This is a genomic window from Pseudomonas sp. 9Ag (assembly GCF_902506445.1).
Taxonomy (GTDB): Bacteria; Pseudomonadota; Gammaproteobacteria; order Pseudomonadales; family Pseudomonadaceae; genus Stutzerimonas; species Stutzerimonas stutzeri_AB.
In genome coordinates, this window is sequence record NZ_LR733836.1 from 2,701,566 (window position 1) to 2,724,027 (window position 22,462).

Below are 22,462 nucleotides of genomic sequence, written 5' to 3' on the forward strand. Positions count from 1 at the left end.
GCGCCACTGGTAATTCTTCTGATAGTAATTGGCTGGAGTGCAGCCGCCCTGGCGATGCTTTGGGGCATGCTGCGAGTCGCTCGTCATCATCACAAGCCATCCGCAGATAGCCGACTGGATCAGAACCGGCCTCGGGCAAGCAAGTCGCACAGCGCTCATGTTTCGCTTAGCGCGTGACGAAATATCGTTCGGTTCGCAATAAAACCGTGACAGATCAGCCGAAAGATGTAAAATGCCGCCCACAGACGCGGGATGGAGCAGTCTGGTAGCTCGTCGGGCTCATAACCCGAAGGTCGTCGGTTCAAATCCGGCTCCCGCAACCAAATACGGAAAGGCCACTCAATTGAGTGGCCTTTTTCGTTTGGGTCCGCGCACAGACCCGGACTTAAGCGCTCCACTCATTGCGCCAACGCCTGACTACCCGCCTAAATACCTGAAAATAAAACGCTTTATCGAGCAGCAAGGTTGACACGGGATCGTTAGCCTGTAGAATGCCGCCCACAGACGCGGGATGGAGCAGTCTGGTAGCTCGTCGGGCTCATAACCCGAAGGTCGTCGGTTCAAATCCGGCTCCCGCAACCAAATAGAAAGGCCACTCAATGAGTGGCCTTTTTTTTGGTCTCCGCTTTGTACCCGAAAGAATTTCAAACGATATAAATCGCCCCAACCTTTTAATTTCGAAATAAGCCAAATAACTTCCGGCATCTATCTGTTCATCGATAAAATAGTCGTAGATCAAACGACTTAGTTCAGAAGATGGAGCCCGCTTAAACCCGTCCAACGCGGAAACCCATAAACACTTTAAAAGTTCCTTTGCAATCAAGGCATTGAGCTAAGTGACCGTATTGCTGACGATTTTTTTTGTTTCGGTTCTTGACTGCCGTCAGGTTCTGAATGTTAACTACATCACACAGCTAAGAGACGCCTCATTTCGAACGGCAAACTAACTAGTAAGCCGAGCTGTACTGATGCGCATGGATGGCGTTTCTTCAGCAGCAGCAATGCTGCTGCTTTCGCCAACAAAGATTTGTTTGCTTATCTCGAATTCTAGCCGAGTGCGGTAGCTCTGTCTGAAGCGTGCCAAGCCTGCAACCTAGAGCAACGCTCTAATCACGCAAAGGCAGCTGTGTCGGCTGGTGCGGTAGCTTTGCCTGATCGAAACTCGTGAGCGAAAAGCCAATACGGCTCGATACTGGCTCAAGCCCTTAATGCCAAACATCAGTCGTAAACAGAGAGCGCTGTTTACGAGAAGTTATCGCTTGGCTTGAACCTTTAAAAACTTCTACTCGATTGTATTATCCAATTGGAGTGCATCGTGAATACATCTTTCCGCAACCTGGAAGCGCCCGATCTTCAGTTAATTACTTATGAGATGTCCAATAAGGGAAGCGCCTGCATTGCCAACTTTCTAACAAGTGACCAACTGAAATCTCTTAAAGAAAGCGTCCGAGCAGAAGCCGAGAAGCATAAAGGAAGTTATTTCGCGCATCATGGTGGCAGCGAAATAGAAAGCTCCCTGCTCGGCGCGCTAGGCGCATCACCAGAATTTCGAAACATGCTGGAAAGTGTCTATCAGGCGGGCGCGGGGCAAGCTGCTTATAGCAACGAGATACTCAAAGTCCTGCGCTGTGTCCAAGGGACTTCAGGTCGCCGTGAGTCCAATTGCTTTCACTACGACGCTAGCCTGGTCACGGCGCTGCTACCGATAGAAATTCCTCAGGATGGCGTCGACCGGGGTGATTTGCTGTTGTTCCCCAATGGTCGCCGCATCCGCTCCAACGTGTTGATCAATGTTCTCGAAAAAGCGTTGCTGCAGAACGCGCTGAGTCGGAAATTGATTAGCGCAGCCATCCGGCACAACTTTCTGCGTCCACAAAAGCTTCAACTCGTTCCCGGCAACCTTTATCTGTTCTGGGGCTACCGCACGCTTCATGCCAACGAGCCCTGTGACCCTGATCATCGCCGCGCAACGGCCATCTTTCACTTTGGCGATCCACATGCAGGCAGCCTCGCGACCCGCTTGATTCTCAAGCTGAATCAGCGACGAGCACGACGCGCAACAGCCTTGGGTACGCAACCTGCAGCGTGACCTCACAGGCGCAACATTCATTGCGCCTGGTTCAGACGTGACGACAGATAGGGATATCGAGATGATCAATGTCACCCGATCATATCTTGGCAACAAAGCCAAATTTCTGGGCTACGTCGACAGCATCTATGCCACCGGTTGGCTGACCAATCATGGCCCTTTGGTTACGGAGCTGGAGGAGCGGCTGCGTGATTACCTGGGTGTCAGAAACATCATTCTGACCAACAACGGCACCTTGGCGTTGCAGATTGCCTATCGGGCTCTGAACCTCACCGGCAGTGCAATCACCACCCCGTTCAGTTTTGTCGCGACCACCAGTTCACTGCAGTGGGAGGGCATTCGACCGATATTTGCGGATATCGACAAAGCTACCTGGAATCTTGATCCCAGGGCGATCGAAGCGAGGATAGAGGCCGACACTCAAGCTATCGTCGCCACCCATGTTTTCGGCAATGCCTGCGACGTCGAAACAATCGCGCAAATCGCGCAGCAGCATCGCCTGAAAGTGATCTACGACGGCGCCCACGCATTCAGCGTCCGCTACAAGGACCACTCGGTATTCAACTGGGGCGATATCAGTACGCTCAGTTTTCACGCGACCAAGCTTTTCCACACGATCGAAGGTGGTGCCATCGTCACCGACGACGATGCGCTGGCCGCCAGGATTCGTTTGCTCTGCAACTTCGGCATCGTCGACACCGACATCATCGACGGCATCGGAATCAACGCCAAACTCAATGAGTTTGCCGCCGCGATGGGGCTGTGCATTCTCGACGACATGGCATTGATTCTGGAGCAGCGTGAAGAAATCGCTAGCCGCTACGAACATCAGCTCAGTGACCACTTCGACTTGCAGCGCCAGCAAGCGGACTCGCAACGCAACCACAGCTATTTCCCCATTGCCCTGACTGATGAAAGTCAGCTGCTGCGGTGTCGAGCGGCACTCATGGACAAGGGCATCAACCCCAGGCGCTACTTCTACCCCTCGTTAGACACGCTCAGCTACGTGCAGCCGCAAACCCCACAAACCGAGTCCCGCGCCCTGAGTCGTCGGGTGCTGTGCCTGCCGATCTATCCGGGCCTGCCACGGCATGTCCAGAACACGGTTATCGAGACGCTGTTGAAAGAATCATCACATCGCAGCCAGCCGCAGGCCGAGCGTATCTGGCCTCAGGTCACCGCCGGTTGGCTGGTGGACGACCGGGCAAACCTGCCGGCCCCTATGTGCAAGCGCATTTACTGATTCATTCGCAACGGCTGACGTCATGTCCGATCGAAATTTATCGATGCTTCGTAACACCGGCCTGAGCTATGCGGGGCAAGCGTATGCCATGCTCATCGGCATTCTTATCCTGCCCTTCTACCTCGGACATCTGGGCGCGGAAGCTTACGGTCTGATCGGCTTCTTCGCGGTACTACAAGCCTGGCTGCAGCTGCTGGACGCTGGCCTGTCCCCTTCACTGGTTCGTCAGATCGCCCATTTCCGCGGCCGGCCGGACAATGCGACACAGCGCTACGAACCGGGACAATTGCTGCGTTCGTTCGAGATCATATTTCTGCCGTTGGCAATATTCACCGCTCTCAGCATTCATCTCACCAGCGGATGGATTGCCTACCAATGGCTGCAGGCAGCCGAATTGAGCAACACCACCATCGTCCACTGCATCAGCCTGATGGGCTTGATGATCGGGCTCAAGCTCTACGCCACCCTGTATAAGAGCGGCCTGCAAGGGCTCGAGCTACATGCGTGGCTGAACAGCGCCAATGTCATCGTCGCCACGCTGCGTTATTTCGGCGGGTTGTTTCTGGTGGCCAATATCAGCCAAAACCCGGAAGACTTCTTTCTCTTCCAGACAGCTGTCGGACTGCTCGAAACCCTCATCTTCGCCGTAAAAGCGTACAGCTTGATGCCCAATCCAAAGCTGCTGACCGGTTTCAACTGGGCAGTCGTCAAGCCGGTGCTGCCATTTGCCGCCGGCATTTCGCTCACCTCGGTGCTGTGGATTGTCCTCACGCAGCTGGATAAGGTGCTGCTATCCAATGTGCTGCCGCTCAGCGAATACGGCTATTTCTCGCTGGTTGCGCTGATGTCGACCGGCATCATGACGCTGACCAATCCGCTGGTGCAGACGCTGTTACCGCGCATGACGATGCTTGTCGCCGAGGACCGTATCGCCGATATGCAGGCGCTCTATCTGAACGCGACCCGGTTCGTCTGCAGCTTGCTGTTTCCCCTGGCCGGGGTGATCGCGTTTCACTCTGCCGAGCTGGTTTTAGCCTGGACCGGCGACGCAGAAGCCGCGCAATGGAGCCGTCTGGTCCTGCCGTGGTACGTGATCGGCAGCGCCATCATGGCCGTTACCGCCTTCCAGTTTTACCTGCAGTACGCCTATGGGCAGTTGCGCCTGCATGTGTGGTTCAGCCTGGTCAGCGCCGTATTGAGCATCCCCGTGGTCGTCTACGTAACCCTCGAACACGGTGTCTACGGCGCTGCGCTGGCCTGGTTCGGATTACGCATGCTGACCTTTCTGATCTGGCCGTCGATGGTGCACAAACGCTTCGGTGCCTGCCTGCATCGCCCATGGCTACAGGACCTGTTGCGCATCACGGCCATGACCGGCCTGGGGCTGCTGATCGGCGAACCGGTGTTCGCTGCCATCGCCAGTGACAACCGATTCGACATTCTCCTGGGGCTGGCAGTCAGCGGCCTGATCTGCCTTGCCCTGGTGACCTTCACCTCCAAGCCGGTGGTAATGCGGCTTTACGTAATGATGACCAAGTCGAGCGTTTGAAATGGACAGCCAATCGAGAACCGAACAGGACGTAATGGCAGCTTGGGGCGACCAACGCTCTCCCCTGCTGAGCATCATCTGCCTGACCTACAACCATGCGGCGTTCATAAAGGAAACGCTGGACGGTTTCATTCGGCAGGAAACCGACTTCCCGTTTGAGGTGGTCGTCCACGATGATGCGTCGACCGACAGCACAGCCGCGATCGTCCGCGAGTACGCCGCGCGTTACCCCAACCTGATCAAGCCGATCTATCAGCAAGAAAATCAATATCAGCTGGGGGTGCCGTTCAGCACGCGACTTTTCGCTCAGGCCCGCGGCAGATATATCGCCTACTGCGAAGGAGACGATTACTGGACGGACCCGCGCAAGCTGCAGATACAGGTGGACTTCCTCGAAACACATCGTGACTACGTGATGACTTACCACGATGCATTCATGTTCAACAGCCAGGGCGTCGTCCGTACCCCTCACCTGACCGGCAAGTATCGAAAGGACGCAACCGCTCTCCAGCTGCAAAAGGCGCGTCCGGTTTCCACGCTGACCGTCTGTTTTCGCAACCTTTTGAAGGAGTTGCCACCGGAGTTGCACGGCGTCGAAGTGCTGGATATCTGCTGGTGGTCACTGCTTGGCGCGCATGGCAAAGGCAAGTTCATCGAAGAGATAAAGCCTGCGGCCTATCGCGTGCATGAAGGCGGAATCTTCTCGATGCGCAGCAGTAAGCAACGCATCCAGATGACCACGCACGCCTACTACAACCTCGCTCGTTACTACCAGCGCATCGGCGTTCAGCCGCTGTACGAGTACTTCATGATCCAGGTGTTCGCTCAGGTGCTCGCGTCGATCTCGCCGCTCAGCAAGCTCCAGGCACTGGGTCAGGTCTTCCAAAACATCAGCATCAATCTTTTGCGCAGGCTGACCCCAGGTGTCTGAAGAACACCTGGCCGTCACGCCCGCTGCTGCACCGGTGGCGCAACACTCAAGGAAGGAACCCGCAATGACTGCAATGGCCCGCTCTTCGCTGGAATACGATGGCGATAACCGGATCGATCTGGCGCGCATTCTGCGCGTGGCGTTCGATCACAAGCGTCTAATTTTCACCATCACCGGCCTCTTCGCTCTGCTCGGCGTCGCCTACGCCATCGTCGCCACTCCGATCTATGAAGCCACCGCGATGATCCAGATCGAACCAAAGAAGTCAGGGATCACTGGTATTCCCGAATCCGTGCCCAGGCCGAACTCGGTGTCGCAGGCGATCACCGAAATAGAGCTGATCAAATCCCGTGCGGTACTAGGCGACACCGTCAATGACCTGAGGCTTTACATCAATGCCCGGCCCAAGTACGTCCCGCTGCTCGGCAGCTACCTGGCCCGCCAGCACGACCCCGTAGAAGACGGAGAGCTCGCTGCACCGCTATTGGGCCTGGACAGCTACGCCTGGGGTGGAGAAAAACTCGACATCTTCCAGCTGGACGTGCCGGACGCCTACCTGGGCGAGAAACTGCTGCTGCGTGCCGGCACTGCTGGCTCATACCGCCTGTATGACGCTGAAGAGAAATTGTTGCTGACCGGCAAAGTCAACGAAGCCGTTCAACTAGACGGATTTCGTCTTCAAGTCGCCGAACTCAAGGCTCGCCCCGGCACCGAGTTCGTCGTTGTGCGCAGCCGTCCGCAGACCACAGCCTTGGACTACCAGAAGCGCCTCAAGGTGGGTGAAGCCGGAAAGGACTCCGGGATCATCTATCTCACGATGGAGGACCCGGATTCGGACAAAGCAAATCGGGTGCTCGACAAAATCAGTCGCCTGTATGTTCGACAGAACATCGAACGCAGCTCCGCCGAAGCGGCTCAGCGCCTGGAGTTCCTGAGGTCGCAGGTACCCATGGTGCGCAAGGAGCTGGAAAAGGCCGAAGCCGCCCTCAATGACTACCAGACCAGCGCCCAGTCGGTGGACATCAGCATCGAGACCAAGGGCGTGCTCGATCAGATCGTCGCGCTGGAATCACAGATCTCCGAACACAACCTCAAACGCACCGAATACAACCAGCTCTACACCCCGGAACACCCGACCTACCAGACGCTGATGAAGAAGATCGGCCAGTTGGAGGCCCAGAAAGCCGCGTTGATGGGCAAGATCGACACCCTGCCAATGACGCAGCAGGAACTCTTGCGTTTGAATCGCGACATGCAGGTCACCACGCGCACCTACACGCTGCTGCTGGACAAAGCCCAGGAACAGGACATCCTGCGCGCGGGCACCATCGGTAACGTCCGCATCATCGACAGCGCCTACGCGGTGGTGGAGAAACCAGCAAAACCAATCAAGCCACTGGTGGTGCTGGTCGCGATCTTCATCGGGCTGCTGGTGTCGGCAATGGTGATCCTGCTGCGGCAGGTGTTCTACCGCGGCATCGAAAGCCCCGAGACCATTGAGAATCTAGGGACGCCAGTGTATGCCGCGCTGCCTTTTTCGCCGAAGCAGGAGCACCTGTACCGGTTGAGGAAGATTCACGACGGCAGAAGCAAGCTGCTGGGTCGCGCCGATCCCGCCGACCTGGCTATCGAATCGCTCCGCAGCCTGCGCACCAGCCTCAAGTTCGCCATGCTCGAGGCACGCAATCAGGTGCTGGTGATTACCAGCCCGACGCCCGCGGTGGGCAAATCGTTCGTCGCAAGTAACCTCGCTTCTGTCATAGCTCAGGCTGGCCAGCGCGTGCTGCTGATCGATGCCGACATGCGGCGCGGCTATCTGGCCGGCATGTTCGGCATGGCGCCGCGCAACGGTCTGTCGGACGCCCTGGCCAGCGGCTTGCAGCTCGCCGCCGTGGTTTGCAAGACCGATCAGGCCAACCTGCATTTCATTGCCAGCGGACATAGTGCGCCCAACCCCTCGGAACTGTTGATGCACGAGAATTTCGCTCGTCTGCTCAAGGACGCCGAGCGTGAGTACGATTTCGTGATCGTCGATACACCACCGGTGTTGGCCGTAACCGATGCCGTTCTGGTTGCGCAACAGGCCGGCACCTGCCTGTTGGTGGCCCGATATGGGTTGAGCACTGCCGGCCAGATCGAAGCCTCCAAACGGCGCCTGGCGCAGAACGGCGTACTGCTCAAGGGCGCCATTCTCAACGGCGTCAAACGCAGGGCCTCGAGCTCGGCCTACGAGACCGGCGCCTACGGTTACTACAGCTATTCTCAAAAAGCCTGACACACGCGAGGGATATGCCCGTGCTCAGAACCGTCTCGATGATGCAGCCCTACCTGTTCCCCTATCTCGGCTATTTCCAGCTGATCGCGCGCAGTGATGTCTTTGTGCTGGGCGACGACCTTCAGTACGTCAAAGGCTCATGGATCAACCGCAACAGGATACTGGCGGCTGGGCAACCGAAACTCATCACCTTTCCACTGCGGAAAGCCAACCAGTTCTTCCCGATCAACCAACGCTGGCTCTGCGACGAGTTCGAGCAAGAAGCGCAAAAGATGCTGAAGACCTTGGAGCTGGTGTACTCCCGTGCGCCACACAAAGCCGAGGTGATGACCCTGGTGCGTCAGATCTTGGCGCACCCCGAGCGCAACCTGGCGCGCTTCATCGAGAATTCCATCCGCCGGATCTGCGCCTACCTGCAGATCGCGACGCCGATCCGCATCGGCTCTGAACTGGGCTTGCCGGCACGCATGGACAAGCAGGAACGCGTGGTCACCATCGCCCACAAAATGAACGCGGAGCTGTACATCAACCCAATCGGCGGCACGGAGCTCTACAGCCACGCCTTTTTCAGAGCGCAGGGGCTGACGCTGAGATTCCTGAAGATGGATGACTTGAGCTATCCCCAGTTCAACCACCCCTTCGTGCCTTCGCTGTCGATCATCGACGTGTTGATGTTCAACAGCCGAAGCGAAGCGCAGGCGCTGCTCAAACGTTTTTCTTTGGTCGAGGGCATAGAGCAGCCGGCCGCGTTGCAAGGCGCATGACCTCGACAGAACGGACATCGACAATTCTCACTATGGAAGGCGGTTCAAATGACCTCGCTCAGCAGCAACTCCCACTGGTACCTGATCCAGACCAAACCCCGCCAGGAAAGCCGCGCCGAAGACAATCTTCGACGTCAGCACTTCGAGTGCTACCGGCCTATAAAGCCTTGCACAGGGAACGGAAAAACGGACGAAGCGCTCTTCCCGGGTTACCTGTTCATCCGACTCGATCGGCAGCTGGATAACTGGTACCCGATTCGCTCCACGCGCGGCGTCGCCCGCGTAGTGTCATTCGGCAGCGAGCCGACACCCGTCAGAGACGAACTCATCGAGCAGTTGCGTCAACGTCTGGCCAGCGAGCCTCAGGCGCCTCAGTTCGAGCCCGGCGAAAAGGTTCAGGTGCATGGCGGCAGCTTCATCGATCTCGAGGCTATTTTCGTCAGTGCCGACGGCGAGAAGCGTTCGGTGATCCTGCTGAACCTGCTTCAGCGTGAACAAAAGGTTCGTGTGCCCAACCGCTACCTCTGCAGCATCCCTGCACAGCCAGCCTTCTCGCTGGCCTGCCGAGCGGATTGACTGATCATCGAGGGGCGCACCATGAAGGTTCTTTTTCTACACAGTTTGTATGCGCCCCACATTGGCGGCGGAGCGGAAATAGTGGTCCGACAGTTAGCCGAAGGGCTCCAGCGCCGTGGCTGCGACATTGTTGTCTTGGCGACTGGCCCAGAGGCGGGACTTCACGATGAGGAACTCGACGGCGTGCGGATCTACCGCGCCGGGCTGGATAACTTCTACTGGCATTTCACTCAGTCCCGTCCCAGTCGACTGTTGCGGCTGGGTTGGCATTATCGAGACCGCTACAACCGCCCCATGCGACGGCATGTGCGTCAGGTCATCGAGCGCGAGCGACCCGACGTGGTGGTTTGCAACAACCTCACAGGCTGGTCGATATCCGCATGGGACGAAATCAGCGCGGCCGGACTGCCCATCGTTCAGGTGCTACACGATCTCTATCTGCTCTGTCCCAAAGACACCATGTTCAGCAAGGGCCGTAGCTGCGAGCGTCAGTGCGGCAAGTGTTCAGCCTTTCGCCATTCGCATGCGGCGGCCTCGGCTCAGGTCGCGGCGGTAATCGGCGTCAGTCGGTTTGTCCTAGATCGGCTGACCGCCCAGGGCTATTTCGGCCGAGCCAGCCAGCATGTCGTGCATAACTGCATCGACGCCGGCAGCGGCCTGCCCGCCAGGCCAAGGTCACGCCATAGCGGGCTGTTGCGCTTCGGTTACATCGGTACGCTTTCTGAAAACAAGGGTGTGGGCTGGCTGATCGAGCAATTTCAGGCGCTCTCCATCAACGCCACGCTGGAAATCGCTGGTAGCGGCAAGCTGGACTACGAGGCCAAGCTCAAGGAACAGGCCGACCCTGCCAGGGTGAGGTTTGTTGGCTACCAACCCTCGGAACGCTTCATGCGGGAAATTGACGTGTTGGTCATCCCGTCGATCTGGGCCGAGCCCTTCGGGCTGGTGGCGGTTGAAGCCTGCGCTCAGTGCTTGCCGATCATCGCCACGAACATGGGCGGTTTGCCGGAAATCATTCAGGACAACCTGAATGGCTTGATCTGCACCCCGAGCGACCCCGACTCCCTCGGCAGGGCCATGCTCAAGCTCTATCTGGACAGCGGACTTCGCCATCGTCTGTCCAGCCATGCACGCGAGAGTGTCGCCGCCTTTTTAGATACGGAACGAATGCTCGATCAGTACCAGTCGATCCTGCATTCCACGCTACACGGCCGGAGCGCCCACGATGAACCCGAGTTCGCTGACCATTTCGCATCGCAGGTCGAGACCGCTGGCGATTGATAAACCGACGGTGCTGACGCTGATCGCGGCCTCGCTGCTGATCAGCGAAACCTTCGCCGGAGCACTTCGTTATTACCTCGATATTGCTGGCGTTTCGGCCCTGCTCTACTTGCCCAAACTGGCCTGCGTCGCGGCAGTTGCGCTGGAAATGCCCAGGGCCCGAAGCCAGCCCGGCGTCTGGCTGGTGCTGTTTGCCGTGCTGGTCTCAAGCCTGTTTGCTCTGCTGCACGGTGCCACGCTGGGCAATGTCGGCTTCAGCCTGTTCATCTACATCCCGCTGTTGTTCGGATTGTTCTGCGGCGGCTATCTGGAGCAAAGGACCAGCCTGCTCAGCTGGGTCATCGGTTTCTGCCTGGTCGCGTCAATGCTCGGCATTGCGCTGGACATGTTCACCAGCGTGCCATGGAAGGGCTATAGCTACATGATGGGCGACGTCGAGCTGACCGCAAACAAATCCTGGGCGTTCGGCAGTACCGACCGTCTTGCCGGATTCGCCCGGATGTCGACCAACCTGGCCGTAATGATCGCCCTGTACAGCCTGTTCCTGGCGGCGTTCCTGCGGTCGCGGTTACTACGGATGCTGCTGTACCCGCTGGCCTTTGGCGCGATATTTCTCACGACCAACAAGTCCACTGCCGCTGCATACCTGCTGACCCTGCTCATGCTGTTTCTGGCCGGTTACCGCCTGCCCAGCGCCACGGCATTTTTCATCGCCGTGCTGGTGGGCATGGGATTGCCGATCGCCAGCCTGCTGTTGAACATCCCGCAAAGCGAGGCGTATAGCGCCAGCCTGCTAGCGTCCTTCAATGATCGGCTGATCCACAGCTGGCCGAATTTCATCGATGTCATCGTTAACGAAGGCTGGGGTTGGTGGGGCGCTGGCTTCGGCGCAGTAGGCAGCAGCGCGGCGGCCTTCCCATTGGCTTGGCTGGAGTTGCTGAGCATCGCTGACAACACGGCGTTGTATCTCTGGGGAATGCTCGGCGTATTCGGTGTACTGCTGTATCTGCTGCTGTTTCCGTTGCTGCTGCGCCTGCATGACCGTGGCCCGCGCATTCGCGACGCGCTACTGGGGATTGTTTTCTGCACCATCCTGATCGGCTGGGCAACCGACGTACTGGAAGTCACCACGGCCACCCTGTTCCTCGGCATGGCCATTGCCCATGCCCTGACGCCGCAGGAGCGTCACCATCCGGTTGCAACGGTATCAACGCATTACGGCCTTGAGCTTGATAAGCGAAAACCCAGGGACGACCGGCCATGAAACACCGACATCCATTGCACTGCCTTGCGCTTGCCGCTGCTGTGACTGCGCTTGCTGCGCCAGCACCGGCACAACCGACAGAGGACCCATTTATCGTGGGGGTCTGTTCGCATGACCTGCATCTACGCGACACCACCAGCAAGGGTGTGCAGCTTTTACAACAAGCAGGCATCGAGTCGGTACGCACCGATGCGCACTGGGCCTTCCTCGAGCGCAAGCGCGATCAGCTCAAGGTGGAGCGGCATTGGCCAGCCTACCTTGCTGGCAACGAAGCGCAGGGGATCGAAAGCATGTTCATTCTGGGCTATGGCAACCGCTTTCACGGCAACGGCGAGAAGCCACGCAGCGAGCCGGTGCGCGCGGCGTTCAATCGCTACGTGGCGTTCACGGCTCAACAATTCCGCGGTCGCATCAAGCACTACGAGATCTGGAACGAATGGGACGTAGAGGACCCGATCGACCCGCAGTTCACGCAGGATTACGCCCGGTTGATCACAGATGCGGCGGGCATCATCCGTCAGCATGACCCGGACGCCAAGGTGCTGGCCGGTGCAGTGACCACCAAGGGCATCGAGTCTGGATTCGCGTTGCGTCTGGTCGAGGCTGGGATCATGCAATCGATCGATGGCCTCTCGTTGCACCCGTACGTCCACTGCCGTAACCGTGGGAAGAACACCCCCGAAGCCTGGATCGAATGGCTCGCCGAGGTCGATCTCGAACTGTCGAGCGCTGCCAACCAACCGGTTCCGCTTTACCTGACCGAAATGGCTTGGCCTGCGCACCAAGGTGCCTGCGGGATCGATGAAACCCTTCAGGCGGCCTATCTGGCACGAAGTTTTTTCCTTGCCAAAACGTTACCCAACGTGCGCGGCTACTGGTGGTATGACTTCCGCAACGATGGCACCGATAAGCGAGAGCGGGAACACAACTTCGGTCTGGTCCGACAGGACTACTCGCTTAAACCGGCGTATCGCGTGCTCGAAACAATCAGCCCGATCATCAATAACTTCGAGTTCGTAGGCCGGGTTGGCAACTCACCGGACAGCGTCCAGCTGCAGTTCTCCAATGGCCAGGAGCAGCTGCTGGTGGCATGGGCCCCCGACCGGCCACGCCCAGCCACCATTACCGCTACAGGAAAGACAACGGGTGACTTGAAGCTGCTCGATACCGCACAGCCCGACAAGGGATGGTCGTCCTTTAAAGCCTGGCAGTGCGCGAGCGACACAGGTACCTGCACTGCGCAGATTGAGCTCGACCGGTTCCCTAAAATTGTCAGCCTCGGCGAAGCGGCTTCGCCTGATACGGGGCAGGCGCTGACCATCTCGACTCGTTGAACAGAAGGAACTCAAGATGATCGTGATCAATGCTCGCTTCCTGACTCAGGATATGCGAGGCGTACAGCGGTTCGCGGAACAGATTTGCCTGCAGCTCAAAGACTTGCGCAACGACCTGGTCTTCGTCGCGCCTGATGACATACGCCTGCACGAAAGTGCAGAACAATTGCAGGTCCGACGTATAGGCCGACACCACGGGCACTTGTGGGAGCAATTGGATCTTCCACTGTGGCTGGCACGCAACGGCTCTCCCCCCCTGGTCTCGCTGTGCAACACCGCCCCACTGTTCTACGGCAACCAGATTGCGACGCACCACGACATCACCTACATCAGGCACCCGGAAAGTTATTCCAGGACATTCAGAGCCATGTACCGAAACCTGACCCCGTTTCTGCTTGGACGAACCAAGGCGTTGATCACCGTCAGCGAATTTTCCAGAAAGGAGATAGCCGGCCATTACGGGTATCCGGCAAAAAATATCTGCGTTGTACCAAACGCGGTGGATGCACGCTTCCAACCCTTTTGCGCAGAGCAATGCCCACGCGAGGCGGCGCCTTACCTCCTGGCAGTGTCGTCGCCCAGCGCGCACAAGAATTTCGCCCGGATGGTCGCGGCTTTCCTGAGCATGGAAGGTCTCGATGAGGTCGAGCTGCGCATCATTGGTGACTCCAACCGGATCTTCTCGGGAAGCCTCCACGATGTGGCCGGTAGTCGACGCATTCGCATGCTAGGCAGGCTGACGGACGAGGAACTGGTAGAGGCCTACCAAGGTGCGGCTGCCTTCGTATTTCCTTCGCTATATGAAGGGTTCGGCATCCCTCCACTCGAAGCGCAGGCCTGTGGTTGCCCGGTTATCGCCGCGCGTGCCGCATCCATTCCCGAGGTTCTCGGCGACAGCGCGCTGTACTTCGATCCCATGAGGGTAGAGGACATCGCCCAGAGCATGCAGCGGGTCCTGCGGGACGAAGCCTTGCGTCAGGACCTGCGCCGTCGAGGCAAGGCAAACGTCGCGCGATATTGCTGGAACACCTCGGCTCGTCAGGTCTCCAGACTTATCGACCAAGCATTCACCGGCGTGCGAAATGTCGACGTTGCAGACATTAATCCGCTGCCAATCAGCCAACCAAAGCACTAGCCAGGAAGCGGGTCCGTTCCCAGCCGTCCCGATATCCCCGCCCCGCTGGCGGCTGAAGCATCACGCCAGTAGCTGTAACTGCAATTCCCGTCACTGCAACCGGGGTGACGCCTGCCACTCCCCTACCTAGAAAAGGCCTTCGCAATGAAAATCGCCATAATTCATGACTGGCTAGTGACCTATGCCGGTGCCGAGAGGGTGCTTGCCGGATTGCTGGATGTCTGGCCGGAAGCTGACCTGTATTCCGTGATCGATTTCCTCTCCGATGAGGACCGAGCCAACCTCGGCGGCAAGCGCGCCACCACGACTTTCATCCAGCAATTGCCGAAGGCGAAGACGCACTACCAGAAGTATCTGCCCTTGATGCCGCTGGCCATCGAGCAGCTGGACATGTCGGGTTACGACCTGGTGATTTCCAGCAGCCATGCCGTTGCCAAGGGCGTTTTGACCGGCCCCAACCAACTGCATATCAGCTACGTGCACTCGCCGATCCGCTATGCCTGGGATTTGCAGCATCAGTACCTGCACGAAGCGAGTCTCGATCATGGATTCAAGGCCAAACTGGCGCGCATGCTGCTTCACTACATGCGCATGTGGGATCAGCGCACCGCCAGCGGTGTTGACGACTTTGTCGCCAACTCTCACTTCATCGGTCGGCGCATCAACAAGAGCTACCGCCGCGAATCCACCGTGATCTACCCACCGGTCGACACACGTCAGTTCACGCTCCACGCGGCGAAAGAGGATTACTACCTGACGGCCTCGCGAATGGTGCCGTACAAGCGCATCCCGATGATCGTCGAGGCGTTCTCCCGAATGCCCGACAAGAAGCTCATCGTGATCGGCAGTGGGCCGGAAATGGAAAAGGCCAGGGAACTCGCCACGTCGAACGTGACGCTGATGGGCTACCAGAGCTTCGCCGTGCTGCTGCACCACATGCAGCGCGCCCGCGCCTTCGTGTTTGCTGCAGAAGAGGATTTCGGCATCGCACCCATCGAAGCACAGGCGTGCGGCACGCCAGTCATTGCCTACGGCAGAGGCGGCGTACTGGAAACCGTGCGGGGAATCGAGCATCCCGAGCCAACGGGCGTGTTCTATAACGAGCAGACACCTGAATCGTTGATAGCCGCCGTGGAGCGATTCGAGGTGCACGCGCATCAGATTCTGCCTGAGACCTGCCGCACAAGCGCAGAGCGATTTTCAACCGAACGATTCAGGCAGGAGATCAAGTCATTCGTTGATACTAGGGTTCGAGAGGTTTCGTTGCTCCAAGGGCAGGATGCGCTACTGGATCTACCAACGATCACCTCTCTGAATGTGGCTCAGGTTTACCCTACGGCAGTTCCGATGAAACATGCCTGACCGAGTCCTCACTCCCCTATGCGAGGCTTCAAGGATGAACACAACCACCGCAGCACAATGCTTTCAAACCATTTCGGCATTAAGCCTCGCGCTGTTGATCGGCGGTACCGCTAGCGCCCACCACCGCTCGGACTTGCCAAGCGAAGACGGGCTGTTACATGAGTCTGGCCATTCCGTGCAGAGCAAAACAGGCTGTGCCAAGCGTCGCGGAGCAACCCTGTTCAACCTCGGCATGCATCAGAACGCTCCGCAATGCGCAGGCAGTTCCAGTTCCGACATAGCGACACCCGCGCCGATCCGCCTGGCAAAACCCTTTGTAGGCAACCCATACCGCTCAAACGAAACCATTCGCTACTCGTTTTAACCCCCGTGATACTTGGAGTCGCTATGGACAGTGCAGACCAAACCCAGCAAACCCTGGTGTATGCCGACGGATATTCCTACACGGAATTTTTCCAAACGCCGCCCGACGCGTCCGGGCCCAGCAAATTGATCAGTGTCTTCCACGCATTGTTTACCCCGGACCGCCATGTCCTATTCTCAGCAGTCGAGCCGTCCTCTGAAGCGCAGCCAAACGCCAACGCTACATCCGACCAAATCGGCTGATTAGAACCACCCACTTCCTAGCGATCCCGCTACCCGCTACCGCAGCGCCGCAAGGGCCTTGCCGGGAGCGCCACGCCCCTGGGTAGCGGGCCGCTCACGTTTCCACGTCGAGACAATCATGACTTCGAAAACCACTGTGGTCACCGTGACCTACGGAGACCGGCTGCCGTTTGTGCAGCAATCGATCGAGCGCGCCCTGAGTTTTCCCGCGGTCAGCAACGTGGTGGTGGTGAGCAACGCATCGCTGACGTCTCTCGATCAGTTGGTACAGCGCTGGCCGGATCAGGTTCGTGTGATCGAACTGGCCGAAAACACAGGCTCGGCCAATGGCTACGCCGTGGGACTTGAAGCTGCGCTGGCTTCCGACGCCGACTTCATCTGGATGATGGACGATGACAACCTGCCCACTGCCGCCGCCGTATCGATTCTGCACCATGAGCTCACGCGTCTGACTGGCCTGCTCGGCTCGGACCAGGTCGCAGTCCTGGGCTACCGTGAGACCCAACAGGCCGACATCGCTCAGGGCATACCTGCCCGTTACATCCGGCAACCGCGCTCCAGCTATTTCGGGTTTCACATCGCCCAATTGCCTTACAAAATCTGGAGGCGACTGCCGTGGGGCAAGCGAGCCGGCCCACTGCCTACAAGCATCAGCCTGCCATTCGCCCCCTATGGCGGCATGCTCGCGCACCGCAGCCTGTATGAGCGGATAGGTTTGCCGCTGAAAGAGCTGGTCCTTTACGTTGACGACACCGAGTACACCCGGCGAATCACGGCCAGCGGTGGGCGGCTGTTTCTCTTTACCGAGGCGGTGATCGAGGAGCTGGAGCAGTCCTGGAACACAAAGCAGCGTACCCGAAACATCTATGAAACCTTCCTCCTCGGCGAGTCGGATTTCCGCGCCTACTACACCGCGCGTAACCAGGCCTGGTTCGACAAGAACGTTTGGGCTGCCTCCCCCAGGCTCCACCGCATCAACCGAGCGATGTTTCTCACCCTTTTGCGCCTCGTCGCTCGTCTGCGCAACAGCCGCGGGCGTCTGGCGCTCATTGAGCAAGCCATTCACGACGGCGAATCCGGTGCGTTAGGAATGAGCAAGACATTCCCCTTGCGTTGACCTGGCCACCTCGGGCGTTTCAGAAACATCAGGAGCCGTGCATGGACATCGCCTCAATGCAACGCGACGAAAACAACTTCGACTTTCTACGCTTCTTCGCTGCATCCGCAGTGGTGCTTGGCCACTGCTACTGGCTCTCTGGACTGGGCGCTGTCGAACCAGTACGGCTGTTCACCGGCTCCATGGACACCGCTGACATTGCGGTGAACCTGTTTTTCGTCATGAGCGGTTTTTTGATCGCCGCCTCGTGGATTCACAGCCGTAGTGGCCTGGACTTCGCCGGCAAACGAGCACTGCGTATATTTCCAGCGCTGGCGGTATCGACGCTGTTCACCGCGTTTGTCGTCGGCCCACTGGGCACCGACCTTTCGCTCGGCGAGTACTTGCTCAACAGCCAGACTGTCCGTTATCTCTCCAATGCAGCGCTGTTCACACAGTTCCATCTGCCCGGCGTCTTCACCGAAAATCCGTTTCCGGGGACGGTCAACGGATCGGTCTGGACGCTGCCTTACGAAGTACTGATGTACACGATGCTGTTGGTGCTAGGGCTGCTCAGGCTGTTTGGACGAGCTGCAGTAGTGGCGGTGCCGATGGTGCTTATGGTCGTCCACTTCTACCTGGTGCCGAAGCTGGGGCTGGAGAGCGACATCCTGCGCAAGGTAACCCGCTTGGGCATGTTTTTCTTTCTTGGCTCAGCGCTATATATCTACCGCAAGCTGCTGCCGTGGAACTGGAAAATCGCGCTTGCCCTGCTTTCGCTATCGCTGATTAGCGCAAGGACCGAATGGTGGTTCTTCGTACATGTCCTGACATTGCCCTACCTGACCATTTACCTGGCGCATCTGAAAATCCCGCGGCTGTCAGGCTTCGGCCGATACGGTGATTTCTCATACGGCATCTACATCTTCAGTTTTCCCGTGCAGCAACTGATGATGCACTGGTTGGATCCCCACCTGTCGTTGCCGGCATTCATGGTAATCAGCCTGGTGGCGAGTATCGCCATCGCTGCAGTGTCTTGGTATCTGATCGAGTCGCCAGCGTTGCGCCTCAAGCGCTTCCTGCCGGGCAGTCGGCAAGGTATCAGCGCTACTGGCCTGAATCCGGTGCCCTGAGCGCGATATTCTTATCGGCCTAGCGAGTCGCCTCCGAGGGCGTGCCGTTGTCCTCGACGAGACGGCGAATGGTGGCCACCAGTGTCTCCAAGCCGGTGCCCTTTTGCAGGAAATGATCGACCAGGCCGTCGATTGGCAGCTGCTGGGGCAACGCAGCGCTCATCATCAGGATTGGCACGTCGTCATACGCAGGGTTCTTGCGTATTGCGCACACCATCTCGAAGCCATTGAGCTCGGGCATCATGTAGTCGGTGATGATCAGCGCGGGCTTTTCCTGCTCGAGCTTGGCTAAGCCCTGCGCACCGTTTGCCGCTTCGACGACTCGGTAACCCTCGTCCTCTAAGATCATCACCATCAGTTTGCTGAGGCCGAGCTCATCCTCGACCAGCAACACGAGCGGTTGGAGTCTTTGGGGCTGCTCGTCACGCATCCCGCCCTCCCGTCAAGGTTTGACGGTGGGGCTGCCCCGTCACGACCCCCTCAGTACGCTCCATCCTCCCTCCGAGCTTGAACCCGCCCTCGCCCAGATAGAACTCGTACACATAGGGGTCGAAGCCGCTTTCGCGCATCTTCAGGATCGCCAGTGTTCGGTAGAGCCGCGATTCGAGTTCTGCATACCTCAGCAGAATGATGTTCTCGGCGATCGCCGAGACGGCGGCAAACTGCAATCCATGCTCGCCGCCGACGATCTCTGCCAACTCCGCGGTAAATACCGTCGTAACACCCTCGCAACGGAGAATGGCCGTCAGGGTGCTGACAAAACGCCCCAGCCGCTGCTCATTCACTGCCGCTTGTTTGAACGCGTCGATGCCGTCGATGAACAGCCGCTTCACGCCTCTCCGGCGAACCTCCTCGATAATCTCTTCGGCGAGCTGATCCTGCAGCAGCTCGGTTGGAGCGTGATGAACCACCTCCACCACGCCACTGTCGATCATGGCCCCCAGCTCAAGCCCGAGTGCTTTTGCACGACGTCGCAGCCTGTGTGCGTCCTCGTAAAAGCCAAAAATGAGACCGGGCTCAGCTTCGCTGCTGTCACAGATGAAGCTCAGTCCCAGGGTGGTCTTGCCCACCCCGGTGGGGCCTACCAGCAAGGTCGTCGAGGAAAAAGGAATACCGCCCTGAATGATGTCGTCGAGCCCAACAACACCGGTGCTCAGGCGCTCATCGCGCATGGGCGCCGATTCCAATTCGCCGGTAACTGCCTCCAGCCGTGGGAACACACGAAAACCGTCGCTGGTGATCGAACTCATGTGCCGACCGGAAATGAAGTCGCTGCCGCGGAACTTGCGCACCTGCAGATACCGGTAGGTCCGGAACTGATCCTCGTCACTGCCCAGGTGCAACCAACCATCGACCATGGTGAACTCGGGGCTGCCAGAGTCGCGTTTGCTGTTGGTCAGCAACAGGATGGTGCAGCCAACTACGTCAGCGTAAATCGACAGGTCATTGATGAATTCGCGAAAAGCACGCTCCGAGGCGGCGTTTTCTTCCAGCGCGAACAGCCCGTCGATCACGATCAACGAGGCCTGTTGACGCTTTCCATTGCGCGTGAGGTAACGCAGGATGCCTTCCAGCCCGTCGGTACGGAGAATGTCAAAGGCACTCTCATAGACCACCGAAGTGCCAGCATACTGGTTGTCCATGAAACGCATGTTCTGCAGATGGCGAAGCAGACGGTGGTGGGTTTCGGCCAGCAAGGTCACATACAGGGAACGCTCGCCACGGGCTGCCCAGCTGTAACAGATCTGGTTGGCCAGAATGGTTTTCCCCTCACCCGGCCCACCCTGGACGATGTATACCGCTCGGGGCAGCAGCCCGCCTTTTAGGACAGCGTCCAACCCTGGCACGCCAGTCGGAACATGAGCTGGCGCGGTTGGCGAGTAGGTAGAGTTGTCGGTCACAGCAGCTTTCCGTTTCGATCAGTGAGCGCATGGTAGCAAAGGCACCCCGGACCAGATTACTCGCCGGTGCACATTGGTCACCTTCCGGGCCCGGTTGTTCATGTTTCATACAAGGTATGACAGGGGAAGCGATCAATAATCTTGCTTGCCTGCTTGATGACCGTGTTAGGGTCTCGCGAGCTGCACGCCCGCAACCAGAATCTGCCAGACCTGTTGTCGACTGTTTGCCGTCATTGCTGGAGGCAAGGCAACAAACGCCCTAACATCCCGCCGAGATTGACTACAGCTGGAACTATGCAAACCGCTCGCCTACCTCGCTTGGACTTGCGCCGACTGATCATCCTGTTGGCAATGCTGAGTGGCTTGATCACGCTCGGCATTGGCTTCTACGCCAGCTACAAGGTCCAGCGCGACTCACTGATCGGCAGCACACTCGCCGCCAACCAAGCGTATGCAGCAAAGTTGGCAGACGGGGCCGAAGAGTTCTTCCGTAGCGCTCAACAGCAATTGGCTGTGAGCGCCGAGATCATGGCCACGCGGTTCCCGGACGTTAACCAATGGCAGGCTGAGGCCTGGCGGCTTCGGCAACAGACCGACAGTTTCAATGCTGTGGTCATCACCAGCGCCGAAGGTAAGGTTCTCGCAACCGCCCCGAATACCGGACTACTGGTCGGCCAGAAGCTGAATTCGCCGGGCGCAAGCCAAGCGCTCGCCGAGCGCAAGCCCCTGATCAGCAGCCCCTATATTTCGGCTCTGGGCACATTGGTCGTCCTGATTTCACATCCCATCGTGGCAGACGACGGAACCTACCTCGGCTATGTCGGTGGAGTGATCTATCTGCGAGAGCGCAACATCCTGCACAGCATGTTGGGCCAGCACTTCTATCAGGACGGCTCCTACCTCTATGCCGTCGACCAGACGCGAAGGTTGCTCTATCACCCTGAGCCGAAACGGCTGGGTACGGTAGTGGGCGAAAACGCAGTGATCGACAGGGCGCTACAAGGCGAGTCCGGTAGCCTTCGGGTGGTCAACAGCCAAGGCGTGGACATGCTGGCCGGCTATGCGGCCTCCCCTGCCGCTGGCTGGGGCATCGTGGCTCAGCGGCCGACAGCCAACACCTTGCAACCGCTCGATGACCTGATGTTCAGGGTTGCTCGCCAGACCGCGCCGCTAGCCCTGCTGACGTTACTGTGCATTTGGGGCCTGGCGACGCTGATTACTCGACCGCTGTCGCAACTGGCCCAGCGCGCCAGCGAAATGGACGCACCCAACACCGCTGAGCGCATCCAGCGTATCCGCTCGTGGTATTTCGAAGCGGCCCAGCTCAAGCGCGCCATGCAATTGGGTATCAGCCTGCTGCATCAGCGCATCGGCAAGCTCAACCTGGACGCACAGACCGATCCGCTGACTGGGCTGCACAACCGTCGAGGCCTTACCTTCGCGCTGGAGATGCTCGGCAGCGAAGGCCGTTCCTTTGCAGTCATTGCGCTGGACATCGACCATTTCAAGCGCATCAACGACACCCACGGCCATGACGTAGGCGATACCGTCATCCAACAGATGGCTGGACTGATGAAGACTTGCTCGCGGGATGCCGACATTCTCTGTCGCAGCGGCGGCGAAGAGTTCTTGATGCTACTGCCCAACACCACGCTCGATTCGGCGTTGCTGGTAGCCGAGCGCTTGCGTACCTGCGTCGAGCTTGAGCAAATTCCGGTGGTTGGCCACATCACCGTTTCGCTGGGGATCGCAGTCTGGCCGATGCACGCCAGCGACATCGAACGCGTCCTGAAACTGGCCGATGCCGCGCTCTACCGAGCCAAGCAACACGGGCGCAATCGCTCGGAAATCGCTGAACCCGATCAGTACTTGCCGGAAGATTCCAAACCGGACGCTTGAGCTCTGCAAACCCCGCGGTTTTAG

Annotated in this window: 18 protein-coding genes and 2 tRNA genes; 18 read left to right on the forward strand and 2 right to left on the reverse strand. The window is 58.3% G+C overall.

The window, feature by feature from the left end:
- Window positions 1-246 precede the first annotated feature (246 nt).
- The 17 genes from ALTERO38_RS12060 to ALTERO38_RS12140 all read left to right on the forward strand — a co-directional run bounded on the left by ALTERO38_RS12060 (window position 247) and on the right by ALTERO38_RS12140 (window position 18,638).
- Window positions 247-323: transfer RNA gene (locus ALTERO38_RS12060), tRNA-Met, on the forward strand.
- A 182-nt stretch (window positions 324-505) separates the two neighbouring features.
- Window positions 506-582 (forward strand) — tRNA-Met (locus tag ALTERO38_RS12065).
- Window positions 583-1,372: 790 nt separating this feature from the next.
- Window positions 1,373-2,089 carry a hypothetical protein gene (locus ALTERO38_RS12070; RefSeq protein WP_102834599.1) on the forward strand — a complete coding sequence of 239 codons (717 nt, stop codon included), beginning with the start codon at window positions 1,373-1,375 and terminating at the stop codon, window positions 2,087-2,089.
- A 61-nt stretch (window positions 2,090-2,150) separates the two neighbouring features.
- Window positions 2,151-3,332: a DegT/DnrJ/EryC1/StrS aminotransferase family protein gene (locus ALTERO38_RS12075; RefSeq protein WP_159968539.1), complete on the forward strand. Its 1,182-nt coding sequence runs from the start codon at window positions 2,151-2,153 to the stop codon at window positions 3,330-3,332.
- 22 nt (window positions 3,333-3,354) lie between these two features.
- Window positions 3,355-4,881 carry an oligosaccharide flippase family protein gene (locus tag ALTERO38_RS12080; RefSeq protein ID WP_159968540.1) on the forward strand — a complete coding sequence of 509 codons (1,527 nt, stop codon included), beginning with the start codon at window positions 3,355-3,357 and terminating at the stop codon, window positions 4,879-4,881.
- A gap of 1 nt (window position 4,882) precedes the next feature.
- Window positions 4,883-5,812 carry a glycosyltransferase gene (locus ALTERO38_RS12085; protein ID WP_159968541.1) on the forward strand — a complete coding sequence of 310 codons (930 nt, stop codon included), beginning with the start codon at window positions 4,883-4,885 and terminating at the stop codon, window positions 5,810-5,812.
- A gap of 64 nt (window positions 5,813-5,876) precedes the next feature.
- On the forward strand, window positions 5,877-8,087 hold the full coding sequence (locus ALTERO38_RS12090) for a polysaccharide biosynthesis tyrosine autokinase (RefSeq protein WP_102834603.1): 2,211 nt from the start codon (window positions 5,877-5,879) through the stop codon (window positions 8,085-8,087).
- A gap of 20 nt (window positions 8,088-8,107) precedes the next feature.
- Window positions 8,108-8,851 (forward strand): WbqC family protein, encoded by a 744-nt coding sequence (locus ALTERO38_RS12095; protein ID WP_102834604.1) that lies wholly within the window; start codon window positions 8,108-8,110, stop codon window positions 8,849-8,851.
- Between the two features lie 48 nt (window positions 8,852-8,899).
- Window positions 8,900-9,427, forward strand: a complete 528-nt coding sequence (rfaH, locus tag ALTERO38_RS12100; RefSeq protein WP_102834605.1) for a transcription/translation regulatory transformer protein RfaH — start codon at window positions 8,900-8,902, stop codon at window positions 9,425-9,427.
- A 21-nt stretch (window positions 9,428-9,448) separates the two neighbouring features.
- On the forward strand, window positions 9,449-10,708 hold the full coding sequence (locus ALTERO38_RS12105; protein ID WP_159968542.1) for a glycosyltransferase family 4 protein: 1,260 nt from the start codon (window positions 9,449-9,451) through the stop codon (window positions 10,706-10,708).
- Window positions 10,653-11,972, forward strand: coding sequence for a hypothetical protein (locus tag ALTERO38_RS12110; RefSeq protein WP_159968543.1), 1,320 nt, complete (start codon window positions 10,653-10,655; stop codon window positions 11,970-11,972). Before ALTERO38_RS12105 ends, ALTERO38_RS12110 begins: the two co-directional genes overlap by 56 nt.
- Window positions 11,969-13,306 carry a hypothetical protein gene (locus ALTERO38_RS12115; protein ID WP_148924895.1) on the forward strand — a complete coding sequence of 446 codons (1,338 nt, stop codon included), beginning with the start codon at window positions 11,969-11,971 and terminating at the stop codon, window positions 13,304-13,306. The genes ALTERO38_RS12110 and ALTERO38_RS12115 overlap by 4 nt, the downstream gene beginning before the upstream one ends.
- Window positions 13,307-13,322: 16 nt before the next feature.
- Window positions 13,323-14,441, forward strand: a complete 1,119-nt coding sequence (locus tag ALTERO38_RS12120; RefSeq protein ID WP_159968544.1) for a glycosyltransferase family 1 protein — start codon at window positions 13,323-13,325, stop codon at window positions 14,439-14,441.
- Window positions 14,442-14,585: 144 nt separating this feature from the next.
- Entirely contained in the window at window positions 14,586-15,803 is a 1,218-nt protein-coding gene (locus tag ALTERO38_RS12125; protein ID WP_148924893.1) for a glycosyltransferase family 4 protein, read from the forward strand.
- A gap of 34 nt (window positions 15,804-15,837) precedes the next feature.
- Complete coding sequence (locus ALTERO38_RS12130; protein WP_148924892.1) at window positions 15,838-16,167, forward strand: hypothetical protein; 330 nt, start codon at window positions 15,838-15,840, stop codon at window positions 16,165-16,167.
- Window positions 16,168-16,527: 360 nt separating this feature from the next.
- The gene (locus ALTERO38_RS12135) at window positions 16,528-17,526 is read left to right on the forward strand and encodes a glycosyltransferase (protein WP_148924890.1); all 999 of its coding nucleotides are present in this window, start codon (window positions 16,528-16,530) and stop codon (window positions 17,524-17,526) included.
- 41 nt (window positions 17,527-17,567) lie between these two features.
- Window positions 17,568-18,638, forward strand: a complete 1,071-nt coding sequence (locus tag ALTERO38_RS12140; RefSeq protein ID WP_159968545.1) for an acyltransferase — start codon at window positions 17,568-17,570, stop codon at window positions 18,636-18,638.
- Window positions 18,639-18,657: 19 nt separating this feature from the next.
- On the opposite strand, the gene ALTERO38_RS12145 is transcribed toward ALTERO38_RS12140, so the two are convergent.
- Together ALTERO38_RS12145 and ALTERO38_RS12150 are read right to left on the reverse strand one after the other, a co-directional pair.
- On the reverse strand, window positions 18,658-19,068 hold the full coding sequence (locus ALTERO38_RS12145) for a response regulator transcription factor (RefSeq protein WP_148924888.1): 411 nt from the start codon (window positions 19,066-19,068) through the stop codon (window positions 18,658-18,660).
- Window positions 19,061-20,539, reverse strand: coding sequence for an ATPase domain-containing protein (locus tag ALTERO38_RS12150; protein WP_159968546.1), 1,479 nt, complete (start codon window positions 20,537-20,539; stop codon window positions 19,061-19,063). The genes ALTERO38_RS12145 and ALTERO38_RS12150 overlap by 8 nt, the downstream gene beginning before the upstream one ends.
- A 294-nt stretch (window positions 20,540-20,833) precedes the next feature.
- Between ALTERO38_RS12150 and ALTERO38_RS12155 the strand changes: the two genes are divergently transcribed.
- A complete protein-coding gene (locus ALTERO38_RS12155; protein ID WP_159968547.1) occupies window positions 20,834-22,438 on the forward strand; it encodes a sensor domain-containing diguanylate cyclase in 1,605 nt (534 codons plus the stop codon).
- The last annotated feature ends 24 nt before the right edge of the window (window positions 22,439-22,462 follow it).

Excerpts from the sequence above, each read along its gene's own strand:
- ALTERO38_RS12115 (WP_148924895.1), top strand. The coding sequence starts at position 11,969 with ATGAAACACCGACATCCATTGCACTGCCTTGCGCTTGCCGCTGCTGTG.
- ALTERO38_RS12090 (WP_102834603.1), top strand. The coding sequence starts at position 5,877 with ATGACTGCAATGGCCCGCTCTTCGCTGGAATACGATGGCGATAACCGG.
- ALTERO38_RS12145 (WP_148924888.1), bottom strand. The coding sequence starts at position 19,068 with ATGCGTGACGAGCAGCCCCAAAGACTCCAACCGCTCGTGTTGCTGGTC.
- ALTERO38_RS12070 (WP_102834599.1), top strand. The coding sequence starts at position 1,373 with ATGTCCAATAAGGGAAGCGCCTGCATTGCCAACTTTCTAACAAGTGAC.
- ALTERO38_RS12085 (WP_159968541.1), top strand. The coding sequence starts at position 4,883 with ATGGACAGCCAATCGAGAACCGAACAGGACGTAATGGCAGCTTGGGGC.
- ALTERO38_RS12140 (WP_159968545.1), top strand. The coding sequence starts at position 17,568 with ATGGACATCGCCTCAATGCAACGCGACGAAAACAACTTCGACTTTCTA.
- ALTERO38_RS12105 (WP_159968542.1), top strand. The coding sequence starts at position 9,449 with ATGAAGGTTCTTTTTCTACACAGTTTGTATGCGCCCCACATTGGCGGC.
- rfaH (WP_102834605.1), top strand. The coding sequence starts at position 8,900 with ATGACCTCGCTCAGCAGCAACTCCCACTGGTACCTGATCCAGACCAAA.
- ALTERO38_RS12135 (WP_148924890.1), top strand. The coding sequence starts at position 16,528 with ATGACTTCGAAAACCACTGTGGTCACCGTGACCTACGGAGACCGGCTG.
- ALTERO38_RS12075 (WP_159968539.1), top strand. The coding sequence starts at position 2,151 with ATGATCAATGTCACCCGATCATATCTTGGCAACAAAGCCAAATTTCTG.
- ALTERO38_RS12130 (WP_148924892.1), top strand. The coding sequence starts at position 15,838 with ATGAACACAACCACCGCAGCACAATGCTTTCAAACCATTTCGGCATTA.
- ALTERO38_RS12120 (WP_159968544.1), top strand. The coding sequence starts at position 13,323 with ATGATCGTGATCAATGCTCGCTTCCTGACTCAGGATATGCGAGGCGTA.
- ALTERO38_RS12110 (WP_159968543.1), top strand. The coding sequence starts at position 10,653 with ATGAACCCGAGTTCGCTGACCATTTCGCATCGCAGGTCGAGACCGCTG.
- ALTERO38_RS12155 (WP_159968547.1), top strand. The coding sequence starts at position 20,834 with ATGCAAACCGCTCGCCTACCTCGCTTGGACTTGCGCCGACTGATCATC.
- ALTERO38_RS12125 (WP_148924893.1), top strand. The coding sequence starts at position 14,586 with ATGAAAATCGCCATAATTCATGACTGGCTAGTGACCTATGCCGGTGCC.
- ALTERO38_RS12080 (WP_159968540.1), top strand. The coding sequence starts at position 3,355 with ATGTCCGATCGAAATTTATCGATGCTTCGTAACACCGGCCTGAGCTAT.